General features: G+C 38.7%; 22 protein-coding genes and 4 tRNA genes. 24 read left to right on the plus strand and 2 right to left on the minus strand.

What is annotated here, in order from left to right; all coding sequences use genetic code 11:
• The first annotated feature begins 157 nt into the window (after positions 1 to 157).
• The 7 genes from mnmE to M3189_RS22095 all read left to right on the plus strand — a co-directional run bounded on the left by mnmE (position 158) and on the right by M3189_RS22095 (position 7906).
• Positions 158 to 1543, plus strand: coding sequence for a tRNA uridine-5-carboxymethylaminomethyl(34) synthesis GTPase MnmE (gene mnmE, locus M3189_RS22065; protein ID WP_251638032.1), 1386 nt, complete (start codon positions 158 to 160; stop codon positions 1541 to 1543).
• 44 nt (positions 1544 to 1587) lie between these two features.
• Entirely contained in the window at positions 1588 to 3477 is a 1890-nt protein-coding gene (gene mnmG / locus M3189_RS22070; protein ID WP_251638034.1) for a tRNA uridine-5-carboxymethylaminomethyl(34) synthesis enzyme MnmG, read from the plus strand.
• Positions 3478 to 3504: 27 nt separating this feature from the next.
• Complete coding sequence (rsmG, locus tag M3189_RS22075) at positions 3505 to 4221, plus strand: 16S rRNA (guanine(527)-N(7))-methyltransferase RsmG (protein ID WP_251638036.1); 717 nt, start codon at positions 3505 to 3507, stop codon at positions 4219 to 4221.
• A 112-nt stretch (positions 4222 to 4333) separates the two neighbouring features.
• Positions 4334 to 5221, plus strand: a complete 888-nt coding sequence (gene noc, locus M3189_RS22080; protein WP_251638038.1) for a nucleoid occlusion protein — start codon at positions 4334 to 4336, stop codon at positions 5219 to 5221.
• A 240-nt stretch (positions 5222 to 5461) separates the two neighbouring features.
• Entirely contained in the window at positions 5462 to 6223 is a 762-nt protein-coding gene (locus tag M3189_RS22085) for a ParA family protein (protein WP_251638041.1), read from the plus strand.
• On the plus strand, positions 6216 to 7073 hold the full coding sequence (locus M3189_RS22090; RefSeq protein ID WP_251638043.1) for a ParB/RepB/Spo0J family partition protein: 858 nt from the start codon (positions 6216 to 6218) through the stop codon (positions 7071 to 7073). Before M3189_RS22085 ends, M3189_RS22090 begins: the two co-directional genes overlap by 8 nt.
• Before the next feature lie 110 nt (positions 7074 to 7183).
• A complete protein-coding gene (locus tag M3189_RS22095; protein ID WP_251638045.1) occupies positions 7184 to 7906 on the plus strand; it encodes a DUF554 domain-containing protein in 723 nt (240 codons plus the stop codon).
• A gap of 57 nt (positions 7907 to 7963) precedes the next feature.
• On the opposite strand, the gene yyaC is transcribed toward M3189_RS22095, so the two are convergent.
• A complete protein-coding gene (yyaC, locus tag M3189_RS22100; RefSeq protein ID WP_251638047.1) occupies positions 7964 to 8581 on the minus strand; it encodes a spore protease YyaC in 618 nt (205 codons plus the stop codon).
• A 330-nt stretch (positions 8582 to 8911) separates the two neighbouring features.
• Here yyaC and M3189_RS22105 point away from each other — a divergent pair, with 330 nt between their 5' ends.
• The 11 genes from M3189_RS22105 (at position 8912) to dnaB (ending at position 19892) form a co-directional block, all read left to right on the plus strand.
• Positions 8912 to 9796, plus strand: coding sequence for a mechanosensitive ion channel family protein (locus M3189_RS22105; protein WP_251638049.1), 885 nt, complete (start codon positions 8912 to 8914; stop codon positions 9794 to 9796).
• Between the two features lie 15 nt (positions 9797 to 9811).
• Positions 9812 to 10009: a DUF951 domain-containing protein gene (locus M3189_RS22110; RefSeq protein WP_095247385.1), complete on the plus strand. Its 198-nt coding sequence runs from the start codon at positions 9812 to 9814 to the stop codon at positions 10007 to 10009.
• A gap of 75 nt (positions 10010 to 10084) precedes the next feature.
• Positions 10085 to 12082 (plus strand): molybdopterin-dependent oxidoreductase, encoded by a 1998-nt coding sequence (locus tag M3189_RS22115; RefSeq protein ID WP_251638051.1) that lies wholly within the window; start codon positions 10085 to 10087, stop codon positions 12080 to 12082.
• A 166-nt stretch (positions 12083 to 12248) separates the two neighbouring features.
• Positions 12249 to 13349: a redox-regulated ATPase YchF gene (gene ychF / locus M3189_RS22120; RefSeq protein ID WP_251638058.1), complete on the plus strand. Its 1101-nt coding sequence runs from the start codon at positions 12249 to 12251 to the stop codon at positions 13347 to 13349.
• Between the two features lie 176 nt (positions 13350 to 13525).
• The gene (gene rpsF, locus M3189_RS22125) at positions 13526 to 13813 is read left to right on the plus strand and encodes a 30S ribosomal protein S6 (RefSeq protein ID WP_045519104.1); all 288 of its coding nucleotides are present in this window, start codon (positions 13526 to 13528) and stop codon (positions 13811 to 13813) included.
• Positions 13814 to 13879: 66 nt separating this feature from the next.
• Positions 13880 to 14413, plus strand: a complete 534-nt coding sequence (gene ssb / locus M3189_RS22130; protein ID WP_251638217.1) for a single-stranded DNA-binding protein — start codon at positions 13880 to 13882, stop codon at positions 14411 to 14413.
• A gap of 55 nt (positions 14414 to 14468) precedes the next feature.
• Positions 14469 to 14711, plus strand: coding sequence for a 30S ribosomal protein S18 (rpsR, locus tag M3189_RS22135; RefSeq protein WP_221827735.1), 243 nt, complete (start codon positions 14469 to 14471; stop codon positions 14709 to 14711).
• A gap of 250 nt (positions 14712 to 14961) precedes the next feature.
• Positions 14962 to 15909 carry a YybS family protein gene (locus tag M3189_RS22140; protein WP_251638060.1) on the plus strand — a complete coding sequence of 316 codons (948 nt, stop codon included), beginning with the start codon at positions 14962 to 14964 and terminating at the stop codon, positions 15907 to 15909.
• A 23-nt stretch (positions 15910 to 15932) separates the two neighbouring features.
• The gene (locus tag M3189_RS22145) at positions 15933 to 17906 is read left to right on the plus strand and encodes a DHH family phosphoesterase (RefSeq protein WP_251638062.1); all 1974 of its coding nucleotides are present in this window, start codon (positions 15933 to 15935) and stop codon (positions 17904 to 17906) included.
• Positions 17903 to 18352 carry a 50S ribosomal protein L9 gene (gene rplI / locus M3189_RS22150; RefSeq protein WP_251638064.1) on the plus strand — a complete coding sequence of 150 codons (450 nt, stop codon included), beginning with the start codon at positions 17903 to 17905 and terminating at the stop codon, positions 18350 to 18352. The genes M3189_RS22145 and rplI overlap by 4 nt, the downstream gene beginning before the upstream one ends.
• Positions 18353 to 18542: 190 nt before the next feature.
• Entirely contained in the window at positions 18543 to 19892 is a 1350-nt protein-coding gene (gene dnaB, locus M3189_RS22155; protein WP_251638066.1) for a replicative DNA helicase, read from the plus strand.
• Between the two features lie 316 nt (positions 19893 to 20208).
• Here the strand turns inward: dnaB and M3189_RS22160 are convergent, their stop codons facing one another.
• Positions 20209 to 21111, minus strand: a complete 903-nt coding sequence (locus tag M3189_RS22160) for a nuclease-related domain-containing protein (RefSeq protein WP_251638068.1) — start codon at positions 21109 to 21111, stop codon at positions 20209 to 20211.
• Between the two features lie 195 nt (positions 21112 to 21306).
• Here M3189_RS22160 and M3189_RS22165 point away from each other — a divergent pair, with 195 nt between their 5' ends.
• The 6 genes from M3189_RS22165 to M3189_RS22190 all read left to right on the plus strand — a co-directional run bounded on the left by M3189_RS22165 (position 21307) and on the right by M3189_RS22190 (position 25149).
• Positions 21307 to 22599, plus strand: a complete 1293-nt coding sequence (locus tag M3189_RS22165) for an adenylosuccinate synthase (RefSeq protein WP_251638070.1) — start codon at positions 21307 to 21309, stop codon at positions 22597 to 22599.
• A gap of 270 nt (positions 22600 to 22869) precedes the next feature.
• Positions 22870 to 22945 (plus strand) — tRNA-Lys (locus M3189_RS22170).
• Positions 22946 to 23001: 56 nt separating this feature from the next.
• Positions 23002 to 23073 (plus strand) — tRNA-Glu (locus tag M3189_RS22175).
• Positions 23074 to 23137: 64 nt separating this feature from the next.
• Positions 23138 to 23214, plus strand: a tRNA-Asp gene (locus M3189_RS22180).
• A gap of 8 nt (positions 23215 to 23222) precedes the next feature.
• Positions 23223 to 23295 (plus strand) — tRNA-Phe (locus tag M3189_RS22185).
• Between the two features lie 393 nt (positions 23296 to 23688).
• Positions 23689 to 25149, plus strand: a complete 1461-nt coding sequence (locus tag M3189_RS22190; RefSeq protein WP_251638072.1) for a peptidoglycan DD-metalloendopeptidase family protein — start codon at positions 23689 to 23691, stop codon at positions 25147 to 25149.
• The last annotated feature ends 89 nt before the right edge of the window (positions 25150 to 25238 follow it).

A 25238-nucleotide genomic window follows, 5' to 3' on the forward strand; every position in this document is an offset into this window, starting at 1 on the left:
GATAAGTTAAAATAATACGTAGTTATTAAACAGGCTGTGGATAATTAGCAAAAGAGTTTCTAGTTTTTCAGATGAGGATTTTATGGTATTCTAATGATTTGGTGTAAATAATATCCGGTTATATATAGATTAATTTTAATAAAGAGTGGTGAAGGTAATGGAATTTGATACGATAGCTGCTATATCGACACCAATGGGTGAGGGAGCAATTGCAATTGTACGATTGAGTGGCGATGATTCCATTAAAATTGCGAATCAAGTTTTTCGAAGTATCGGTGGGAAAAGGCTGACAGAAGTTCCGACACATACGATACATTATGGGCATTTAATTGATCCAAAGAATGAGCAAGTAATTGAAGAAGTAATGATATCGGTGATGAAGGGACCAAAAACCTTTACAAAAGAGGATGTAGTGGAAATAAATTGCCACGGAGGAATTGTTTCCGTTAATCGAGTTTTGCAGCATGTATTATCCTATGGAGCTCGACTAGCAGAACCAGGTGAATTCACGAAACGGGCATTTTTAAATGGACGGATTGATTTATCTCAAGCTGAAGCTGTAATGGATTTGATTAGAGCCAAAACAGATCGGGCGATGAATGTAGCACTCGGACAGATGGAAGGGCGTTTATCAAAATTAATCAGAGGATTGCGCCAGGAAATTTTAGAGATACTCGCACATGTTGAAGTGAACATAGATTATCCAGAATATGATGATGTCGAAGAAATGACTCATAAAATGCTATTAGAAAAAGCCATGTATGTTCGAGATGAACTTAAAAAACTGCTGCAAACCTCCCAACAAGGAAAAATATTGCGTGAAGGGCTTTCGACTGTCATTGTAGGGCGACCAAACGTTGGGAAATCTTCGTTATTGAATAGTCTTGTTCAAGAAAATAAAGCAATTGTAACGGATATACCTGGAACTACCCGTGATGTCATTGAAGAGTATGTCAATGTACGAGGGGTGCCGCTTAGACTACTGGACACTGCAGGAATTAGAGAAACAGAAGATATTGTCGAACGAATCGGAGTAGAAAAGTCTCGACAGGTTTTAAAAGAAGCTGATTTAATCTTGTTAGTGTTAAATTATGCTGATAAATTTACAAAAGAGGATGAAAACCTTTTTGAAGCTGTTAAAGGCATGGATGTAATTGTCATAGTCAATAAGACCGACCTCACGCAGCAAATTGATATGGATCGTGTGAAGGAATTGGCAAGAGACCATAAGATTGTCACTACTTCATTATTAGAGGACCGTGGCGTGGATGAGCTTGAGGAAGCCATATCCTCCTTATTCTTTGCAGGTACAATTGACGCTGGCGATATGACGTATCTATCGAACAGCCGCCATATTGCTTTGATTGGTCAAAGTTTGCATACAATAGAAGAAGCGATAACTGGAGTAGAAATGGGAACTCCAATTGATATAGTTCAAATAGATATTACGAGAACGTGGGAATTACTTGGCGAAGTAATCGGTGAAAGTGTACACGAAAGTTTAATTGATCAGCTATTTTCACAGTTCTGTTTAGGTAAATAAGAAAAGCGGAGCTAGACAATAGTTTTTGAAAGAGGAGGAAAGAGATGTCATACGAAGCAGGTAATTTTGACGTTGTGGTCATTGGTGCCGGACATGCTGGCTGTGAGGCGGGCCTTGCGGCGGCACGAATGGGCGCAAAAACATTAATGATTACGATTAACCTCGATATGGTGGCCTTTATGCCTTGTAATCCATCAATTGGCGGACCAGCTAAAGGGATAGTTGTCCGGGAAATAGATGCACTAGGCGGGGAAATGGGTAGAAATATAGATAAAACACATATTCAAATGAGAATGTTGAATACTGGAAAGGGTCCTGCAGTCCGTGCGTTGCGGGCGCAGGCAGATAAAATTGACTATCAGTCCGAAATGAAAAAAGTGATTGAAGACACACCAAACCTAACACTCCTTCAAGGAATGGTTGAAAGACTGATTGTTGAGGACGGCGTCTGTGTTGGGGTGATTACAAAAACAGGTGCGGTTTACCGCGCTAAAACAGTTGTCATTACGACAGGTACCTACCTTCGCGGGGAAATTATTCTCGGTGAATTAAAGTATTCAAGTGGTCCAAATAACCAGCAGCCATCCATTAAGTTATCGGAACATCTTGAGGAACTTGGGTTTGAGTTGGTGCGTTTTAAGACAGGAACTCCGCCGCGGGTTAATAGTCACACCATTGATTACAGCAAGACAGAGATACAGCCAGGTGATGAAACTCCGAGAGCATTCTCATATGAAACGACTACGTTTATTACTGACCAGCTGCCATGTTGGTTGACATATACAAATGAGAAAACACATTCGTTGATTGACCAAAATCTTCATCGTTCACCCATGTATTCTGGAATGATAAAAGGAACCGGTCCGCGTTATTGTCCATCAATTGAAGATAAAGTGGTCCGTTTTAATGATAAGCCGCGTCACCAAATTTTCCTTGAACCAGAAGGCAGGAAAACACATGAGGTTTATGTCCAGGGCTTGTCGACTAGTCTGCCTGAAGATGTTCAGCAGCAACTCCTAAGATCCATTCCAGGATTAGAAAATGTCCAAATGATGAGATCTGGATATGCAATTGAGTATGATGCGATTAATCCAACACAGCTTTGGCCGACACTCGAAACAAAGGTGATAAAAAACCTCTATACTGCTGGTCAAATTAACGGTACTTCCGGATATGAGGAAGCCGCGGGGCAAGGGATTATGGCAGGAATCAATGCCGGACTAAGTGCACTCGGAAAAGAGCCATTGATACTAAGCCGTTCAGATGCTTATATTGGTGTGTTAATTGACGACTTAATCACGAAAGGAACAAGCGAACCCTATCGTTTGTTAACATCGAGAGCAGAATATCGCCTACTTCTGCGCCATGATAATGCAGACTTACGTTTAACTGAAATTGGTCACTCGATTGGTCTGATACCAGAGGATCGATATCAAAGATTTTTAGCTAAGAAAGATGCAGTTGAGGCGGAGAAGGAGAGACTTTCAACGATTCGATTAAAACCTTCAACAGAAGTTCAAGAGCTTATTCGAAGTACTGGCGGCAGTGAGCTTAAAGATGGAATCCTTGCTGCAGATTTATTGAAACGGCCTGAAATGACCTATGAACACATTGAAAAGCTGACACCTAGTGAAGTGGAATTAGATCAGGATATTAAAGAGCAGGTAGAAATTCAAGTTAAATATGAAGGATACATTGAAAAGTCATTACAGCAGGTTGAGCGCTTAAAGAAGATGGAGAACAAGAAAATTCCTGAAAATATCGATTATGATTCCATTTCAGGACTTGCAAATGAAGCGAAGCAAAACTTAAAACAAATCAAACCATTATCACTTGCACAAGCTTCAAGAATCTCCGGTGTAAACCCGGCCGACATTTCAATCCTCCTTATCTATTTAGAACAAGGAAGAATAGCGAAAACAAGTAATTTATAATTTTTTTAAAAAGAGGAAGTTTTGCTGATGAACATCGAACAATTCAAATCTATGCTGCTTGAAAAGGGGATTACCCTTAGCGATAAGCAGTTAAATCAGTTTGAACAATACTTTCATACCTTGGTTGAATGGAATGAGAAAATGAACCTAACGGCTATCACCGAGCAAGGTGATGTCTATCTAAAACATTTCTACGATTCCATTTCTGCTGCGTTCTATTTTGATTTCACGCAGCCTCTCCATCTCTGTGATGTTGGTGCAGGTGCAGGATTTCCAAGTATTCCATTGAAGATTGCTTTCCCTCATTTAGAGGTGACAATCGTTGATTCATTAAATAAGCGAATTTCCTTTTTAAATCATTTAGCAAATGTATTAAAATTGGAAAAGGTTCACTTCATTCATGATCGCGCTGAGACTTTTGGGGTTAATCCTTCCCATAGGGAGTCCTATGATCTTGTGACAGCGAGAGCCGTTGCAAGAATGTCAGTTCTTAGTGAACTTTGTCTTCCTCTTGTGAAAGTTGGAGGTCATTTCGTCGCAATGAAGGCAGCACATGCGAATGATGAATTAAGTGTGGGACAGAAGGCTATCACTACACTTGGAGGTAAACTAGAGCAGATGTTTACCTTCACTTTACCGATGGAAGAAAGTGAAAGAAATATCCTTGTGATTAAAAAGGAAAAGCAAACGCCAAAAAGATATCCGCGAAAACCAGGTACACCAGGTAAAATGCCAATTGAATAATTGGGTAAAGAGTGGATTATTTTTTGTTTAAATTAACAACGGGTTTTGGCAGGAAGAAAACAGTTAGATAGCGAAATAAGTAATAGGGAGTTTCGTAAAGGTGGTGTTGGGGATGAAGAATTCGTTTTCACGCTTTTTTGGCCTCGGCGAAAAGGGAGATCAAAAGGTTGAGTTAGAGAAAGAGCTTGAAACGGAGTTAGAAGAAGAAGAGCTGGATGCTGCAAAAAATGAGGAAATAAAAAAGATTCCGATTGATAGTATTGTTCCAAATCGTTTTCAGCCTCGAACCGTATTTGATGATGAAAAAATAGAGGAATTGTCACGAACAATCCATACTCACGGAATCATTCAGCCAATTGTAGTGCGCCAGTTTGAAGGAAATTATGAAATTATTGCCGGAGAGCGCCGCTATCGTGCGATGAAGAAGCTTGGCTGGGCTGAAGCACCAGCAATTATAAAAAATTATTCAGACACAGAAACTGCTTCTGTTGCTCTTATTGAGAATCTGCAGAGGGAAGAACTATCGCCGATTGAAGAGGCAATTGCCTACGGAAAGCTTCTTGAACTGCACAATTTAACGCAAGAAGCACTTGCACAGCGGCTTGGAAAAGGTCAGTCAACGGTTGCAAATAAGCTCAGACTTTTAAAGCTGCCAGAGCTTATTCAAGAATCCTTATTAAATAAAGAAATAACAGAACGGCATGCACGAGCTCTGATTCCGCTTAAGAATCCTGAGAAACAGGTACTGCTTTTACAAGATATAATCGAAAAGAATCTTAATGTAAAGCAGACAGAAGATCGAGTTGCCAGGATATTAGAAGAGAAGAATCAGAAGCCAAAGCCAAAGAGAAAAGCATTCAGCAAAGATATGAGAATTGCTGTAAATACCATTCGGCAATCGTTAACCATGGTTTCTGATAACGGGATTAATCTCGATTCGGAAGAAGAAGAATTTGAAGAATATTATCAATTTACAATAAAAATTCCAAAGAAAAAATAAAATAATCACAAAATGGGACCAGACTTTTAAGTAGTTTGGTTTTTATTTTTGTATCATGATAGTCACTTTTTGTAAAATAATGTAAAATTTTATTTTTATCTTCACTAATATTTCTTCAAAAAAAATAACAATAAATCAGTTTCATGATAAAATAAATTGCATAGAAATTTTACTTTACTAGTTTTACTTATTTTTATTACTAATTCTAAGTATTTTATTTGAAACAAGGTAGGTGACATCGTGGGCAAAACCATTGCAATCGCGAATCAAAAGGGCGGAGTTGGAAAAACGACGACCTCTGTCAATCTAGGCGCCTGCTTAGCATACATTGGAAAAAAGGTTTTATTAGTTGACATTGATCCACAAGGGAATGCAACAAGCGGAATTGGAATTGAAAAAGCAGATGTAGAACAATGTATATACGATGTTTTAGTAGATGATGTGGAAGCAAAGGATGTTATTAAACCAACATCCGTTGAGAATTTATATGCCATTCCAGCTACAATTCAGCTTGCAGGAGCGGAGATTGAGCTGGTTCCTACTATCTCAAGAGAAGTCCGATTAAAGCGGGCTCTTGAAGAAGTCAAAGATCAATTTGATTATATTATTATTGATTGCCCGCCTTCATTAGGATTATTGACTCTTAACTCCCTAACTGCTTCTGACTCTGTGTTAATCCCTGTTCAATGTGAATATTATGCTTTAGAAGGTTTGAGTCAATTATTAAATACAGTACGCTTAGTACAAAAACACTTAAACCAAGATTTGAAAATAGAAGGCGTATTATTAACGATGCTCGATGCCCGAACCAATTTAGGCCTTCAAGTCATCGAAGAAGTTAAAAAGTATTTTCAAGACAAAGTATATAAAACCATCATTCCAAGAAATGTACGTCTAAGTGAGGCTCCGAGTCATGGCGAACCAATTATTAATTATGATTCAAAATCTCGTGGAGCAGAGGTTTATTTAGATCTAGCAAAGGAAGTGGTCTCAAATGGCTAAAGGTTTAGGGAAAAAAGGCATAAATGCGTTTTTTACAAATATCGAAGCCGGTAAGGAAGAGACTGTCCAAGAAATTAGTTTGAAAGAATTGCGTCCCAATCCTTACCAGCCAAGAAAAACTTTCCAACAAGAGGCCATTGATGAGTTAAAGGCTTCTATTTTAGAGCATGGAATCCTCCAGCCTCTTGTGGTAAGAAAAAGCATTAAAGGGTATGAAATAGTTGTTGGAGAAAGACGTTTTCGCGCTGCTAAGGAAGCAAAGCTAGATACTGTTCCGGCTGTTGTTAGAGAGTTATCTGAGCAGCAAATGATGGAACTAGCGGTATTGGAAAATCTTCAGCGAGAAGATTTGAACCCGATTGAAGAAGGACAAGCATACCAAACCTTAATGGAAAAGTTAAAATTTACGCAAGAAGAAGTAGCGAAGCGTTTAGGAAAAAGCCGCCCTCATGTAGCCAATCATATCCGTCTTCTCTCTCTTCCTGCTAAGATTCAAGAGTTAATTTCAAATGAAAAAATTTCAATGGGTCATGGACGAGCACTCCTTGGATTAAGACAAAAGGCGAAGCTTCCTGCTATAGTAGATAAAATAATTCAGGAATCGTTGAATGTTCGCCAACTTGAAAAACTCATCCAACAATTAAATGAAAATGTTCCACGTGAAACAAAAAAGCCAGAAAAGAAAAAGGATGTGTTTATCCAGGAGCGTGAACACTTCCTTCGTGAACGGTTTGGTACAACGGTAAACATTAAGAAAACCAAAAATAAAGGAAAAATAGAAATTGAATTTTTCTCTGAAGACGATTTAGAACGAATCTTAGAAATGCTAAACAAGGAAGAAGCTTATTAAACCATCATGGGATGGTTTATTTTTTTTTCAAAAAAGAACTTTCCAACACCACCAAAAAGTGATAGGTTAATACTATAAATTTCGAGATTCGAAGAATAGGTGAATAGACAATGTTCTTATTAGGTACGCTTGTAAACGGATTGTTAATCATTATTGGGGTAATTATTGGTAAACTATTGAATCGAATTCCAGAAAGCATGAGAACAACCGTCATGTATGCTATTGGCTTGTCGGTAATTGTGCTCGGATTACAGATGGGGTTAAAGAGTGAGAATTTTCTGATTGTGATTGTCAGCTTAGTTATGGGGGCTGTTTTTGGCGAGCTTATGCAATTAGAAGAGAAGCTGAACCAACTTGGTCTTTGGCTAGAGAAAAAAATGGGTTCGATTGGCTCGACTGGAAAAGGCAGTATTGCGGAAGGATTTGTTACAGCAACCTTAATCTTTGTCATTGGGGCGATGGCAATCATAGGGGCACTAGATAGTGGTATCCGCGGTGATCATGATGTCTTGTATACAAAAGGCCTCATAGATGGTTTCACATCGATTATTTTAACGACTACTCTTGGGGTAGGTGTTATTTTTTCAGCGATTCCTGTTATGCTCTATCAAGGAATCATTGCACTATTTGCCACCCAAATTAATACGTTTATTCCCCAAGTACTGATGGATCAATTTATTGTTGAAATGACAGCGACAGGCGGTGTCATGATTTTTGCCATCGGTTTGAATCTCACTGGATTAGTGAAAATTAAAGTAGCAAATCTCCTCCCTGCTATTGCGGTGACTGGTTTTATTGTTACGGTTCTCTATCTATATAATCTTTATTTGTAGTGTTTTATCATATATGAAAAAATAAAAGAGCAATTGGATTTAATCCTGATTGCTCTTTTAATTGGTTTTTTTATGCTCTTGCTGTGCTAGTTCTTGCAGTCTGCCTTTTGTATGAAGAATACTTGCCTGATAAATACCATTTGCGATGGTTTTTGCCATTTTCATCACCAGGTTAAGCCGTGTATTTTGTAAGACGAAAAACTCCATAAACCCGCTTACGTTGACGATACCGGTTATGTGGATATTTCCCACTGCAGGAAGCTCTTTATTTACACCAGCTCCAGGTTTAACCGGGCCATCACCTACCTGGATAACTCCAACATTTTTCATTCGTCCTAAACAGGCATCAATCCCAATAATATAGGGATCATGGTGTTTTATGGTTATTTCTTGTAAACGTTCATTTAGATTTACAGCATGAATGGGCTCATCTAGCGTACCATACACATGGAAGGAAGAAATGTCCTTATCCTCTAAAAGTGATCCAACAAGTGGTCCTAGTGAATCTCCGGTTGAGCGGTCAGTTCCAATACAAAAAAATACGATTGGACGCTCCGTATTCCTTGGCAGGAACTTTAATAGTTCCATTGAAAGATTTTCAACAGCTTGAAAATCATCATATGGTATTCGCTGCGTAGTAGCCCTCCTATCCAAGAAACTAGGTTTCAGATTCATAAGTCCACTCCTCGGTCTGTACTTACTTTTTGTCTAGCTACAGCGCCTAGGGGCTCTAAGGTCTAAGCCAATCCGTCAAGAAGGTCAAAGAGCAACCTTCTCGCCAGCTCGTCTTATGCCTGTCGCCCCTGGGAAAAAATGAATTGCTTTTTTCCTTGGGCAAGGCGCTTCCGCTTTTCTTTTTAACAGTATACGGAAAATTCCGAAAATCTATACGTGGTCAAGCAAAGAATTCCAGTTGAAAAAATGAATCATTCACAATACTATAAAGTACAAGGGATTCTTGGTAAAATAAGTGTGATGCATCAGGTAGAAGGAAGGGGTGTATAGATGAGTTCTACTCAAAGGATTATTCAAAGATTTATTGATAAATTTCAAAATGAAGATACATGGCTTGCCATAGGGGAAGGGTTACTTAAGATTATTGCCATTATGATCGTTGCTAAAATTCTTATTAAGTTAGGCAGTATAGCGATTGATAATATTTTTAAAATAAGAACTCGTTCACCACTTAAGACTTCAGAACGCAGGGAAGAGACTTTATCAAAGCTTCTCGATAACGTACTTACATATGTTGTCTATTTTATTTCCTTTATGATGATTCTTTCCGTCTTAACCATCGATGTAAAAGCACTGATTGCTGGTGCTGGGGTTGTTGGACTCGCCGTTGGTTTTGGAGCACAGAGTCTTGTCAAAGATGTAATAAGCGGTTTTTTTATTATTTTTGAAGATCAATTTTCAGTAGGAGACCATGTTCGAATTGACCAGTTTGAAGGAACCGTTCAAACCATTGGGTTACGAACAACAAAGTTAAAAAGCTGGACAGGTGAGGTCCACATTCTGCCGAATGGAAGTATCATTCAAGTAACAAATTTCTCATTAAATAATAGCCTTGCGATTATCGATATATCGGTAGCGTATGAAGAGGATATTGATAAGACGCAAAATGTCATCAGGGATTTACTGGAGAAGATGCCAGATCAATATGAGGAATTAACGAAGGCACCTGAGCTACTAGGCGTTCAAACCTTAGGACCTTCAGAGATTGTTTTGCGAATTGTTGCCGAAACCCTGCCAATGAAGCATGCGGGTGTTACAAGGAAAATTAAAAGAGATGTTAAAGAATGTTTAGATGCTCATGGAATTGAAATTCCATATCCACGTATGGTCATGTACTCAAAGAATGCTGGAAATAACACTGAACCTGGTGTTTAAAAGGAGCCGATTTCAATGGAAGAAAAAGAATTTGGGTTAAATGATGTCGTTGAAATGAAAAAGCAGCATCCATGTGGGACAAATCGTTGGAAAATTATTCGCATGGGGATGGATATTCGCATCAAATGTGAAGGCTGTGATCATAGTGTAATGATTCCAAGGCGTGAGTTTTCTCGGAAAATGAAGAAAATATTGGTGAAGCATGAACAGTAGTTCGTGCTTCTTTTTTTTGCTTAAATATATTATCCTATTAAAAAAGTAGATAGATTATTTTGGGGGTGAGGGAATTTGGCTGAGGTTTTGAAATCAGCATGTCCTTTAAATTGCTGGGACAGCTGTGGTCTTCTTGTAACAGTTGAAAATAATAAAGTAATAAAGGTTGAAGGTGATCCCTCTCACCCGATTACAAAGGGGAAAATTTGCGGCAGAGGAAGAATGCTCGAAACAAGGACCAATTCTCCTGAACGGATTCTTTATCCTTTAAAAAAGGTGAATGGAGAATTTCAGCAAATTTCATGGAATCAGGCACTTGATGAAATTTCGCTTAAGTTAAAGGAAATTAAAGAACAATATGGTTCCACTGCTGTCCTTCATAGTCATGATTATGCAAACAACGGGGTACTGAAAAATTTAGACCAACGTTTTTTTAATAGTTATGGCGGCGTCACAGAGATTTATGGATCACTTTGTTGGGGTGCAGGAATTGAGGCGCAAAAGTGGGACTTTGGTGATGCTTATGGTCATGAACCAGAAGATGTTCTAAATAGTAGAAACATTATTATTTGGGGAAGAAACGTCGCACGGACCAATATGCACTTTTATGAAAAGCTCCTAGAAGCAAAGAAAAAGGGTGCGAAAATTTATGTGATTGATCCACTCTATAATGCAACTGCGAAAATAGCAGATGAATATATATCAATAAAACCTGGAATGGATGGTTTATTAGCTGTAGGTATTATAAAGGAAATACTTCGATTAGGTCTCGAAGACCGTGAGTTTATTTCCCAGCATTCATCTGGATTTGAAGATTTAGAAAACCTCATTGATACTATTTCTTTAGAAAAAATTAGTGAAATGACAGAAGTACCTATTGAAACAATCCGCTTTTTAGCAAAAGTGTTTAGTGAAAAACCAACATCAACTTTTATGGGACTTGGACTGCAGCGCTACAAGAACGGTGGGAATACTATCCGCTTGATTGATGCTCTTGTTGCGGTAAGCGGAAATATTGGTATAGCTGGCGGTGGAGCTAATTATGCCAATCTCCAGGTAGGTCAAAGCTTTGATGTTGGGAATTTAACGATGAATCATCGCAAGACCAGCCATAGACAGTTTTCAATTATGAAGCAGGCTGAGGAAGTACTCGCTGCTGTTGATCCGGAAATAAAGATGATTATTGTCACCTGTGGCAATCCTCTTACACAGGTTCCGGATTCATCCATCGTAGAAAAGGCCTTTTCATCTGTTTCAACGCTAGTTGTGATTGATCATTTTATGACTGATACAGCGGTATTGGCTGACTATGTTTTGCCAACTACAACATCATTTGAGGAAGAGGACATTTATTATTCTTCTATGTATCATCACTATGTTAACTATGGTTCGAAACTTGTTTCGTCTCCTGGGGAAGCTAAATCTGATTTATGGATTTGGACACAGCTGGCAGAGAAACTTGGATTTGGAGATGATTTTAAGCTTTCAAGAGAGCAGTTGCTGGAAATGTCTCTTCAGTCTTTAGCTGAAAAGGGAAAAACTGTAGTTGAGCTTAAAGAGAAAGGTACTCTTGAATTGCCGGTAAAGCGAGTTCCATGGGAGGATTTCAAGTTCAAAACAGCTTCTGGAAAATATGAATTCACCTCTATAGATAAGGGTGAAGAAGGTAAGTTGGCATTAGCAGTTCCTGAAGAATCCAAATGGAATAATGCCGAGCTGGCTGAGAAATATCCATATAACCTATTAACCATCCATCCATTAAGATCAAACCATTCTCAAAATTATCATCTTTTTTCTAAAGCACCAAAGCTTAAGATTGAAGTTGCAGAAAATATTGCCGCTGAAAAAGACCTTAGGGATGGTGATAAGGTTAGAGTATGGAATGGTCGTGGAGAAGTGAAAGGCTATCTTTCCATTTTACCAAAAGCACACCCTAACACGATAAATATCGATGAGGGAATTTGGAGACAGTTTGGCGGTTCCGTTAATAACCTAACCTCAAGCAGAGAATCTGATAACGGACTTGGAAGTACCTTGTACGATTGTTTGGTGAATATTGGGAAAGTAAACTAACTGCTGCTTATCGCAGCAGTTTTTCTGATTTAGCCTAAGTGACTAGAGCTTCCGTCTTTCTTTGCTTGTCTTTTTACAGCCTAATGCCTATAATTGTGAGAGGCTTTTTAAAATTAAAGGACATTATTTTATTAAAATAGATTTGACTTTTAGAGGAGTGAAAGTTATGGCATTAACAGCAGGAATTGTAGGACTGCCGAATGTTGGTAAGTCTACATTATTTAATGCAATCACACAGGCTGGAGCTGAATCAGCAAACTATCCATTCTGTACGATTGATCCTAACGTAGGAATTGTGGAAGTACCAGACCACCGTCTCAATAAATTGACTGAGCTTGTTCAGCCGAAAAAGACAGTTCCCACTGCATTTGAATTTACGGATATTGCAGGGATTGTAAAGGGTGCAAGTAAAGGTGAAGGATTAGGAAACAAATTCTTATCACATATTCGCCAAGTAGATGCAATTTGCCAGGTTGTGCGTTGCTTTGCGGATGATAATATTACCCACGTTTCAGGGAAAGTTGACCCTATTTCAGATATTGAAGTTATTAACTTAGAATTAATTCTTGCGGATATGGAATCTGTTGAGAAACGAATTAGCCGAGTGGAAAAATTAGCGAAGCAAAAAGATAAAGAGGCAGCTGCTGAGTTTGAAGTGCTCTCCATGCTCCGTGATGCATTTGAAGCTGAAAAGCCGGCACGTACGGTTGAATTTACCGAAGAACAGTTAAGAATCGCAAAAATGCTTCATCTCTTAACGATTAAACCAGTCCTTTATGTGGCAAACGTTGGTGAAGATGATGTAGCGGATCCATCAAATAATGAATATGTTCAAAAGGTTCGTGAGTTTGCAGCTGCAGACAATGCCGAAGTAATCGTGGTTTGTGCGAAGATTGAAGAAGAAATTGCAGAACTTGAAGGCGATGAAAAGCAAATGTTCCTTGAAGAACTTGGAATTGAAGAATCGGGACTTGATCAATTAATTCGTGCAGCTTATAACTTGCTTGGATTAGCTACCTACTTTACTGCAGGTGTACAGGAAGTTCGTGCCTGGACATTTATACACGGCATGAAAGCTCCACAATGTGCAGGAATCATTCACTCTGATTTTGAACGTGGATTTATCCGTGCCGAAACAGTTTCTTATGATGACCTATTAGCAGCTGGAAGCTATAATGGCGCTAAAGAAGCAGGAAAAGTCCGTTTAGAAGGAAAAGAATATCTAGTAAAAGACGGAGACGTCATTCACTTCCGTTTTAATGTATAAATTGATTAGCCTTGCGTTTGCAAGGCTTTTTACATGGAGAGACTTATAATGGAAAAACTAGAATTTGTGAACAACCTTGCTTTTCTTGATTAACTATGCTAAAATTTTACCTTGTGAGTAATGAATAATTGCTCCTTGCCCAAATGGGCCGTTTAGACCAAAAGGAGGTGACTGTGATGAATAAGTACGAAATCATGTACATCATCCGCCCAAATATTGAAGATGAAGCGAAAAAAGCTCTTGTTGAGCGTTTCAACGGAATTCTTCTTGAAAACGGTGCGGAAACTGCTGAAACAAAAGATTGGGGTAAGCGTCGTTTAGCTTACGAAATCAACGATTTCCGTGATGGTTATTACGAAATCGTGAAAACTACATCTTCAGCTGACGCGGTACAAGAATTTTCTCGTCTTGCGAAAATCAGCGAAGATATCATTCGCCATTTAGTAATTAAAGAAGAAGCTTAATATAAATATATTTTGGCCAGAATGTTTCACATGAAACATTCTCCAAAAGAAAAGGAGTTGATTCTGATGATGAATCGTGTCGTGCTTGTTGGCCGTTTAACAAAAGATCCTGATTTGCGTTATACACCAAACGGGGTTCCTGTTGCTACCTTTACTTTAGCTGTTAACCGTCCGTTTTCTAGTCAGGCAGGTGAGCGTGAAGCAGACTTTATTAATTGTGTTGTTTGGCGTAAACCAGCTGAAAATGTGGCAAACTTCTTGAAAAAAGGCAGTCTTGCAGGTGTGGATGGTCGTATTCAAACCCGCAACTATGAAGGACAAGATGGTAAGCGTGTTTACGTTACTGAAGTTCAGGCGGAAAGTGTTCAATTTCTTGAACCGAAAAATTCGTCTGGCGGCGGTGGCGGAAGAAGCGACAATGATCATTTCGGTGCACCACCAAGGGAACCGCAAGGAAATCCTTATGGCGGCGGCAATCAGAATCAACAACGCCAATATCAAAGTAATAACAACAATAACAAAGGTTTTACTAAAGTGGATGATGATCCGTTCGCAGGTAACGGTCAGATTGACATCTCCGATGATGACTTACCATTTTAACGTAAGCTTTTAACGAGCGATTTTAAAATAAACAGTAATAAAGGAGGGAATTTTCATGGCAGGTGGAGGACGTAAAGGCGGACGCGCGAAGCGCCGTAAAGTATGCTATTTTACAGCAAATGGTATCACTCGCATCGATTATAAAGAAGTAGATTTACTTAAAAAGTTTATCTCTGAACGTGGAAAGATTTTACCACGTCGTGTAACTGGTACAAGCGCGAAATATCAGCGTAAACTAACAGTTGCAATCAAACGTGCACGTCAAATGGCATTATTACCATTCGTTGCAGGTGAATAATAAAGCGTAAGCGCCTTGCACAGGGGCGACAGGCATAAGACGAGCCGGCAAGAAGGTTGTTTTTCACCTTCTTGTCGGATTGACTTAGACCTGAGAGCCCCTAGGCGCTGAAGCTAGAATAAAACAAAATTCGAGCAGCTCGGGGAAACCCTTGCTGCTTTTTCTTTTTATATTGCAGATTTGTTGAATAGTGGTGCGTATCTAGCTAAAATTAAGAAATAGGGTTTTTTGAATTAATTGGGGTGAAGCAGTGAAAAATGTTCGTAAATTAACTGAAGGTGCTATCCTTTTAGCAGCCTTTGCCGTTTTATTATTACTTACCATCTATGTCCCGCTTCTTGGAATGATTGTAAACTTATTCTTAGCTGTACCGTTCATGCTCTTTGCAGCCAAGAATGATGGGAAAAGTATTTTTGTTTTTATCATCGCCTCCCTTCTACTATCATTCATTGTGGGAAGTATTATGTCGCTGCCATTGACACTTGCCTATGGAACAACAGGAGTCGTAATCGGTTACCTTATTCAAAGAAAAAAGAATATGGGTGTTCTATTCATCGCAGGTACGCTTGTCTTTTTAGTCAATTTAATTATTATTTATGCATCAAGTATTGTGCTTTTTAAAGTAGATATGATCACGGAAATGATTGAAATAATGCGTGAATCACTCAATGTTTCCGCAGATATCATGAAGAATTTTGGGAATACGCAAGACTCAGAGAAGGTGTTGGAGCAATTTAATAATGGATTAAACTTAATTAAAACGCTAATCCCAACTTTATTTGTTCTCTCTTCTTTTTTCATTGTATTGATCATGCAGCTCGTTTCTTTCCCAATCATAAAAAGATTTGGGGTTAAGGTAGAAAAGTGGAAAAGCTTTAAAGACATTTCTTTGCCAAAAAGCATATTATATTATTTTCTTCTTACTCTAATTCTCAGTATGTTTATGAAACCTGAGGAAGGTACCTTCTGGTATATGGCAATTATCAATATGACTTACATCCTGCAATTTTTAATGGTTCTGCAAGGATATACGTTTATATTTTATTACCTCGACCAAAAGGGTGTTTCGAAAGCTATTTCTATTACAATAGCGATTGTCTCTTTCATCATTCCAATTTTCCTTTATATTGTAGGGATATTAGGTATAATTGACTTAGGCTTTGATTTACGAAAAGGCTTTACGAAAAAAGAGAGATGACTACTGTTTAGGAGCTGAAAAAATTGCCTGCATTTATTGAAAAACGCTCGATTCGTTATCCTTTTTACGGGCTAATAGGCATTACAGTGGTGCTACTCATTGTTTTGGCCAACTATAATTGGATACTCAGCTTGGTGGGATTACTTCTCATCATCCCGCCGCTGTACTATATGATAGTCATCGAAACCAGCCAAAGAAAAGAGATGGAAGAATATATCTCCACCCTTTCGTACCGAGTGAAGCGGGTAGGCGAAGAAGCGCTGATGGAGATGCCGATTGGAATCATGCTCATTAATGATGAGTACTCTATTGAGTGGACGAATCCATTTCTTTCCTCCTATTTTGATGAAGATACTCTAATTGGAAAATCGCTCTATGAAATAGCTGAAACGCTGATACCATTAATCAAGCAAGAAGTAGAAACGGAAATCATTACTCTGCATGAGAGAAAGTTCCGAGTCATCCTTAAGAGTGAGGAAAAACTCCTCTACTTCTTTGATGTAACAGAGCAAAAAGAAATTGAAAAAATGTATCATGACGAACGTACTGTTATTGCGGTTATCTTCTTAGATAATTATGATGAACTCACACAAGGTATGGATGACCAAATGCGTGGAAGTATTAACAATATGGTTACTTCAACCCTAAATAAGTGGGCCCAGGACAACGGTATTTTTCTTAAAAGAATTTCATCTGAACGTTTTATTGCTGTTTTTAATGAGGCAATATTGCTGCTTCTGGAAAAAGGAAAGTTTACTGTCCTTGACGAGATTAGAGAAATGACTTCTAAGCAGAATATCTCCTTTACACTCAGTATTGGTGTAGGTGCCGGGACACCTTCTTTGCCTGAGTTAGGTGTATTAGCGCAATCGAGTCTTGATCTAGCCCTTGGACGCGGCGGAGATCAGGTAGCCATCAAACATCCTAATGGCAAGGTGAAATTCTTTGGCGGTAAAACAAATCCAGTTGAAAAACGGACAAGAGTGCGTGCACGTGTCATTTCTCATGCATTAAAGGATCTAATTACCGCAAGTGATAAAGTAATTATTATGGGTCATAAAAATCCTGATATGGATTCTATTGGTTCCTCCATTGGTATATACAAGGTTGCTCAAATGAATCAAAAGGATGCCTACATAGTTTTAAACCCTCAAGAAATGGATGGCGCAGTGCATAGACTCATGGGAGAAATTCGCCAACAAGAGCAATTATTTTCTCGATTCATTGGTCCAGAAGAGGCATTGGAAATTTCAACAGAAAAAACATTGTTAGTTATCGTAGATACCCATAAGCCTGCGCTCGTCATTGAAGAAAGACTGCTAAATAAAATTGATAATGTTGTGGTAATTGACCATCATCGCCGTGGAGAAGAATTTATAGCAAATCCAGTTCTTGTTTATATGGAGCCATATGCTTCCTCTACTGCCGAGCTTGTAACCGAATTTCTTGAATACCAGCCAAAACGCGGTAAAATAGAAATGATAGAAGCAACGGCACTGCTTGCGGGGATCGTGGTAGATACGAAAAGCTTTACCTTACGAACAGGTGCTAGAACCTTTGACGCTGCCTCCTATTTACGAGGCCAAGGGGCAGATACCATCCTGGTTCAGAAGTTTTTAAAGGAAAGCGTTGATACGTATATTAAGCGGGCTAAATTAATTGAATCAGTCCTATTTTATCGCGACGGGATTGCGATTGCTAAAGGAGATGAAGGTGATCTTCATGATCAGGTCTTACTCGCTCAGGCAGCAGATACACTTCTGACTATGGATGGTGTAGGAGCCTCCTTCGTGATTGCAAAGCGGAATGAGGGTCTGATTGGGATTAGTGCCAGATCATTAGGCAATGTAAATGTCCAGGTCATTATGGAAAAACTACAAGGCGGCGGGCACCTGACAAATGCTGCCACCCAGTTGACGGGCATCTCCATAACAGAAGCAGAAAGACAATTAAAGCTAGCAATTGAAGACTATTTTGAAGGTGGGAAAAAAGAATGAAGGTAATTTTTCTAAAAGATGTAAAAGGAAAAGGTAAAAAAGGTGAAGTAAAGAATGTTGCGGATGGATATGCGCATAATTTCTTAATTAAGCAGGGTCTTGCAATTGAAGCGAGTAATGCAAACATCAGTACACTTGAGGGTCAAAAGAAAAAGGAAGACAAGCGTGCGGCAGAAGAGCTTGCTGAAGCTAAAAAGCTTGGAGAACAGTTAGAAAAAATTACTGTTGAGCTATCTGCTAAAGCGGGTGAAGGCGGTCGCCTTTTTGGCTCAATTACGACGAAACAAATTGCGGAAGAACTTCAAAAGAAACACAGTATTAAAATTGATAAGCGCAAAATGGAATTATCTGATGCCATTCGTACATTAGGTCATACGAAAGTTCCAGTTAAGCTTCATCATGAAGTTGTAGCTACTTTAACTGTTCATGTAAAAGAAGTAAATTAATTTCCAGTTCAAATTTTAGATAAACATGTTAAAATGATAAAAGTTAAGAGAAAAAGGAATTACACCTTTTCTTAAGTGAGTGACGTGATCGGTTGAGGCTGGTCACTTTTCTTTATTATGGAGATAATTAGTTCTAATACTATTACTATATAAATAAATTATCCTCTTCAAATTAGGAGGTTTTTGATAGATGAATGATTTATATGCTGATCGTCTGCCACCGCAAAATATTGAAGCCGAACAGGCTGTATTAGGTGCGATATTTTTAGAGCCCTCTTCTTTAACGGTAGCCTCCGAAGTCTTAATACCAGAAGACTTTTATCGTGCTGCCCACCAAAAGATATTTAATGCTATGCTGAAGCTGAATGACGAAGGTAAGGTTGTTGACCTTGTAACGGTAACCGAGGAATTAGCAGCAGCAAAGCTCATTGAAGATACTGGCGGAGTAAGTTATTTAAGTGAATTGGCTAGCTCTGTTCCAACAGCTGCTAATATCGAATATTATGCGAGAATCGTAGAAGAAAAGAGTTTGCTTCGACGCTTAATACGAACAGCAACGGAGATTGCATCGGATGGCTATTCTCGTGAAGATGAAGTGGAAGCACTTTTAAGCGAAGCTGAGAAAAATATCCTTGCTGTGGCTCAGCGAAAAAATGCTGGTTCGTTTCATAATATCAAGGATGTCTTAGTTCGTACGTATGACAACATTGAAGAAATGCACAACCGCGTAGGGGATATTACCGGTATTTCAACTGGATTTGCTGAGTTAGACAGGATGACAGCAGGGTTCCAGCGGAATGATTTAATTATTGTCGGTGCCCGTCCTTCTGTTGGTAAAACAGCCTTTGCCTTGAATATTGCAGCCAATGTTGCAACAAAAACAAATGAAAATGTCGCCATTTTTAGTCTCGAGATGGGTGCAGAACAGCTTGTTATGCGTATGCTTTGTTCGGAAGGAAATATCGATGCGCAAAGGCTGCGTACCGGTTCCCTTACGGATGATGACTGGGGCAAGCTGACGATGGCCATGGGAAGCCTGTCAAATTCGGGGATTTTTATTGACGATACACCTGGGGTTAGAATTAGTGATATCCGTTCAAAATGCCGTCGTCTGCAGCAAGAGCATGGCTTAGGCATGATCCTAATCGATTATTTACAGTTAATCTTAGGAAATGGCCGCTCTGGCGAAAACCGTCAGCAGGAGGTTTCGGAGATTTCCCGTTCCCTAAAACAATTAGCGCGTGAGCTTAAGGTTCCTGTTATTGCCCTTTCTCAGCTTTCCCGTGGTGTCGAGCAGCGTCAGGACAAGCGTCCGATGATGTCCGATATCCGTGAATCTGGTTCGATTGAGCAGGATGCCGATATCGTTGCCTTCTTATACCGTGATGATTACTACGATAAAGAATCCGAGAATAAAAACATCATCGAAATCATCATCGCAAAGCAGCGTAACGGCCCAACAGGTACCGTTTCGCTGGCCTTTGTGAAGGAATACAATAAATTCGTAAACCTGGAGACACGGTACGATCCAAGTGCCTAGCTCCTTTAGAGAAAGCTAAGCTAGCCAAATTTTTGGCTAGCTTTTTTTGATAGATTGGTTGATTAAATGTGCCTTAATAGATCTGATTAGCCATTTTTTATGAAATTGAAGGAGAATCGTGCCCCTGAGCTGTAAAAAAGAGTAATAGAGGGAACGATACTAGGAGAATCGTGCCCTTAAGCTGTAAAAAAAGATAACAGAGGGAACGATACTAGGAGGATTTTTCCCTTAAGCTGTAAAAAGTGATAGCAGAGGGAACGATACTAAGAGAATCGTTCCTTTAAGCTGTAAAAAGTAATAGCAGAGGGAACGATACTTATTGTTTAACGTAGTGAGAGGCCCTAGCTTTGCCTAAAAGGACAAAGTTTTTAGTAAGTACCCTTCGAATTGCCTTCTTTGACTTAATAGAACCGCACCAGTCATAGATGTTATCAACTGTAATTTTTTTATCTGGAAATAGTAAGCTAAATTCATTTACACTTCTTAATATAGCTTCCTCAGCCTCCTCTATACATCCACATTTCTTACATATCAATGTCTCATCTGTTAAAAAGGTACTGCAATTCAGACAAGTTATACCCTTTTTCAACGTTTCAAAGTTGTATGGAGGTAATTTCGGATAGGGAGACTCAATTATATGCAAATCCGCTAATTGTGTGGCTAACTGAAAATACTTTTTGTGTAATTTTATTGGTCCTGAATTTAGCTTTTTTAAAAAGCGATTAAGCTGGGTTGGAAAAATAATAGCCGGGTGTTTTGAGGGTATATATAAGTGGAACTCGGGGTTGTTGAAGATAAGATAGGATTCAATCGTAAAATGGTATCCTAATTCGTGAAGTAATTTATTAAATAAGGTTTCACAGCGTTCTAGTTGGTGTAGTGGGTTCTTTTGCAGGACACCTGCGGGGTTATACCATTTATCATCCTTGACAACGTAATCCCCTTCAAAATTTTTTACGTCTAATGGGTAGACCTTTTCATAAGCAAGGATTAACGTATCAATTTGAAAAATGGATTGGTTATATTCAAGTAATAAGTCATGTAGAACTATCCAATGATCAGTAAGATTTAGGAGCCAAATATCGCTTCTTACTTCGCCTTCATATCCTTTACTGATTGCCCAAAAATGTTTTTTATCATTTTCTGAAAAATCCATTCTAGCATTTAATAAGCGATAAAGCACTAATTCCAACGGTTCTGATCTCTGTTTAAAAATCATATAACACTTCATTCCTTTGATACCTATTTTATGGAAAACCAACTTCCAATACAAGCTAGATTCATAAATTAATATTTTACGAACATATTTTAATAAATTAATATAAATCGTTCGTGTTTTATTGACTTTTACCGGTATTAATTGTTAAAATTGTCTGTGGAAAAAGAAAAGCGTATTTAATTTGGAGGTGCCTATATGACGTCAGTAGTGGTAGTTGGTACACAATGGGGAGACGAAGGAAAGGGTAAAATTACCGATTTCCTTTCTGAGAATGCAGAGGCAATTGCTCGATATCAAGGTGGAAATAATGCGGGTCATACCATTAAATTCAACGGAGAAACATATAAATTACACTTAATTCCATCTGGAATCTTTTATAAGGAAAAAATCTGTGTAATTGGTAATGGGATGGTTGTTGATCCTAAAGCACTTGTTGCTGAGCTTGCTTATTTACACGAAAAGGGTATTACAACCGATAACCTCCGCATCAGTAACCGTGCGCATGTTATCCTCCCTTACCATTTAAAACTTGATATTGTTGAGGAAGAAAGTAAGGGTGCCAATAAAATTGGAACTACCAAAAAGGGAATCGGACCTGCTTATATGGATAAAGCAGCACGCATTGGAATCAGAATTGCTGACCTCCTTGAGCGTGACGTTTTTGAAGAAAAGCTTGAACGAAACCTAGCTGAAAAAAATCGTTTGTTCGAACGAATTTATGAGACAGCAGGATTCACTAAAGAGGAAATCCTAGATGAGTATTTCGAATATGGACAGCAAATTAAACAATATGTTTGTGATACATCTGTAGTGTTGAATGATGCACTAGATGAGGGCAAACGAGTTTTATTTGAAGGCGCTCAGGGAGTTATGCTGGATATTGACCAAGGTACGTATCCATTCGTAACATCTTCTAATCCAGTTGCTGGTGGAGTTACAATTGGCTCTGGTGTAGGCCCATCAAAAATCACACATGTTGTGGGAGTTTGTAAGGCATATACATCTCGTGTTGGTGACGGACCGTTTCCAACAGAGTTACATGATGAAATTGGCAGTCAAATTCGTGAAGTGGGACGTGAATATGGTACAACCACTGGACGTCCACGTCGAATTGGCTGGTTTGACAGTGTAGTTGTTCGTCATGCACGTCGTGTTAGCGGCTTAACGGACCTTTCACTGAATTCCATTGATGTGTTATCTGGTCTTGATACATTAAAAATCTGCACAGCCTATAGCTACAAAGGTGAACTGATTACTGAATACCCTGCAAGCCTTAAGGTGTTAGCAGAGTGTGAACCAGTCTATGAAGAGCTTCCAGGATGGTCTGAGGATATTACAGGAGTTAAAACATTAGATGAATTGCCTGTAAATGCACGCCATTATGTTGAACGTGTAACACAGCTTACTGGAATTCCATTAACTACTTTCTCTGTAGGGCCAGACCGCAATCAAACAAATGTTGTTCGCAGTCCTTGGAGACAAATTTAATCATGAAAAAGCCCTCATTTCCTGAGGGCTTTCACTTTTAAAAATCTTTTTTTAAAAAAGTATTGTACTTTACATACAAGCCGTGTTATTATAAAAAGCGTCGTCACAAACGAGACAGCTAATGACGAGCCATTAGCTCAGTTGGTAGAGCAATGAGCGACGCTTCATGAATAAGCTTCGAATTGTACACGCCGAGCTGCTACTTGCGTTATTTACTGAGGCGGGGACATCTGACGACGGTAATAAATGTTTAGGGAACTATTCTAGTACGAGCCATTAGCTCAGTTGGTAGAGCATCTGACTTTTAATCAGAGGGTCGAAGGTTCGAGTCCTTCATGGCTCACCAAGTTATTTTCATTAGAAAATAACCAAGTTATTTTTGTAAAAATAACTTTCAATAATGGCCCCTTGGTCAAGTGGTTAAGACACCTCCCTTTCACGGAGGTAACACGGGTTCGAATCCCGTAGGGGTCATTGGCATTTGGTTGTTGGCAAAACATCGGCAAGCCCGGTGGCTTGCTGACAATCAATATCATATGGTCTGGTAGTTCAGTTGGTTAGAATGCCTGCCTGTCACGCAGGAGGTCGCGGGTTCGAGTCCCGTCCAGACCGCCATAAAAAATGGCTCAGTAGCTCAGTCGGTAGAGCAAAGGACTGAAAATCCTTGTGTCGGCGGTTCGATTCCGTCCTGAGCCATTATAAAAAAAGAAGCTTGCTGATGTAGGCTTCTTTTTTTTATTTGTTACAAATGTAATGTTGTTGTAATAAAATATCCAATTATTTACATGGTTTTGGCGGAAATTGTCTGCTTATGTAAAATCTGGTCCTATTCTATTACCTCCTAAAACGCTGATATAATAACTTTTACCTACGAAAATAGGAAAAAACACGTAGATAATCTCCCTCCTTCAAACTCCTACGTTTGTAGTAAAATGTCAGCTATTATACAATTTTGTTACATTATCAAGACTAATCGTTATTAAAATAGAAATTATGTTAAAGTTATAAAGTAGAAAAAGTGGGAAATTTCTTTTGTAGTTATAAAGTACTAGATTAAGAGAGTTGTTTCCGTAATTTAGGAGGATTCCAATGTTATTTAATAATAAAGGAAATACATCAAGTAAATTAAAGAAAAAACAATCTTTGAAAAGCGTTGTTATGACAGCGTTTGCTGCTTCCGTACTCATATTCAGCAGCGTGTCTGCAAGTGCTGCAGGGGCATTCAAACTAACGACTGTTTACCATGTATACAATGATCAACAATATATAGGGACGGTTTCTGATAAAGAGCTTGTTGAAAACATTGTCGAAGAAAAGGAAAACAAGCTAAGAGAATCCATTAAGGATAAGGACTTAAACTTTGGCTCAAATATTGAGTACATAGAGGAACAGGTTTTTAATTCAACGGTAAATGATAAAGAAACGATTCAAAAACTTGATGGTGCCATTCAGATTCAAGCTGAAGCTTCCACCATCGTTATTGAAGGAAAGCCTGTTGCTTTCTTGAAAAACCAAAAAAGTGCTGAAGATGCTATTAAACGACTTAAACTTACCTATGTGACACAAGCTCAACTAGATGAAGTAGAAGCTAGAAAAGCTGCACCTGAAGCTGTAATACCACCATTAACTGAAAATGAAACTCGTATAGTAGACGTAAGAGTAGCTCAAAATGTTTCATTTAATGTAGAAAAAGTTTCACCTGACAGAATTTTGTCGACTGAAGATGCAGTGACATTCTTACAAAAAGGTACATTAGAAGAAAAGAAATATATAGCTCAAGAAGGCGATGTTCTAGGAACGATTGCCAATAACCACGGATTAACATTAGATCAGTTTCTTGGATTAAATCCTGGACTTACAGAAGATACTGTAGTGAAAATTGGCCAAGAGGTTAATGTTACAGCATTAAAGCCATATCTTGAAATAATTGTTGATAAAGAAGTAAATCAAAAAGAAGCAATAGCTTTTGCTAATGAAGTAATTGAAGATGGCAATATGCCAAAAGGTGAATCAAAAGTGCAGCAAGAAGGTAAAAACGGCGAACGTTCTGTTAACTATCGTATTTCAACTCTAAATGGTGCAGTCACTAGCAGCGTTGTAACAAGTGAGGTAGTACTTACTGAGCCAGTTAATAATATTGTTGTAAAGGGAACAAAGGTTATTCCTTCACGTGGATCAGGGACTCTAGCATGGCCTGTTTCCGGTGGATATATCTCTAGCAAGCAAGGCTATAGATGGGGGAAAAGTCATAAGGGTATCGATATTGCAAGACCAAGTAATCGAACAATTAAGGCAGCCGATAATGGTAAGGTCGTATCAGCAGGTTATGACGGCGGTTATGGAAACAAAATTGTGATTGACCACCAAAATGGCTTACGTACTGTGTATGCGCACCTAGAGTCCATTGGTGTAAGTGTTGGTCAAACAGTTTCACAAGGCTCAGCAATTGGTATAATGGGTTCAACTGGAAACTCTACCGGCGTACATTTACATTTCGAAGTATACAAAAATGGTGCACTTCAAAATCCATTAAATTATGTAAATCGATAATTTCACATCATTCAAAAGAGTCTCTACTAGTACTAGAGGCTCTTTTTGTGTTAAATACTACTAATAGATGAATTGCAGCTGAAACAATG

The sequence above is a fragment of the Neobacillus niacini genome (assembly GCF_023715415.1).
GTDB lineage: Bacteria > Bacillota > Bacilli > Bacillales > Cytobacillaceae > Neobacillus > Neobacillus niacini_C.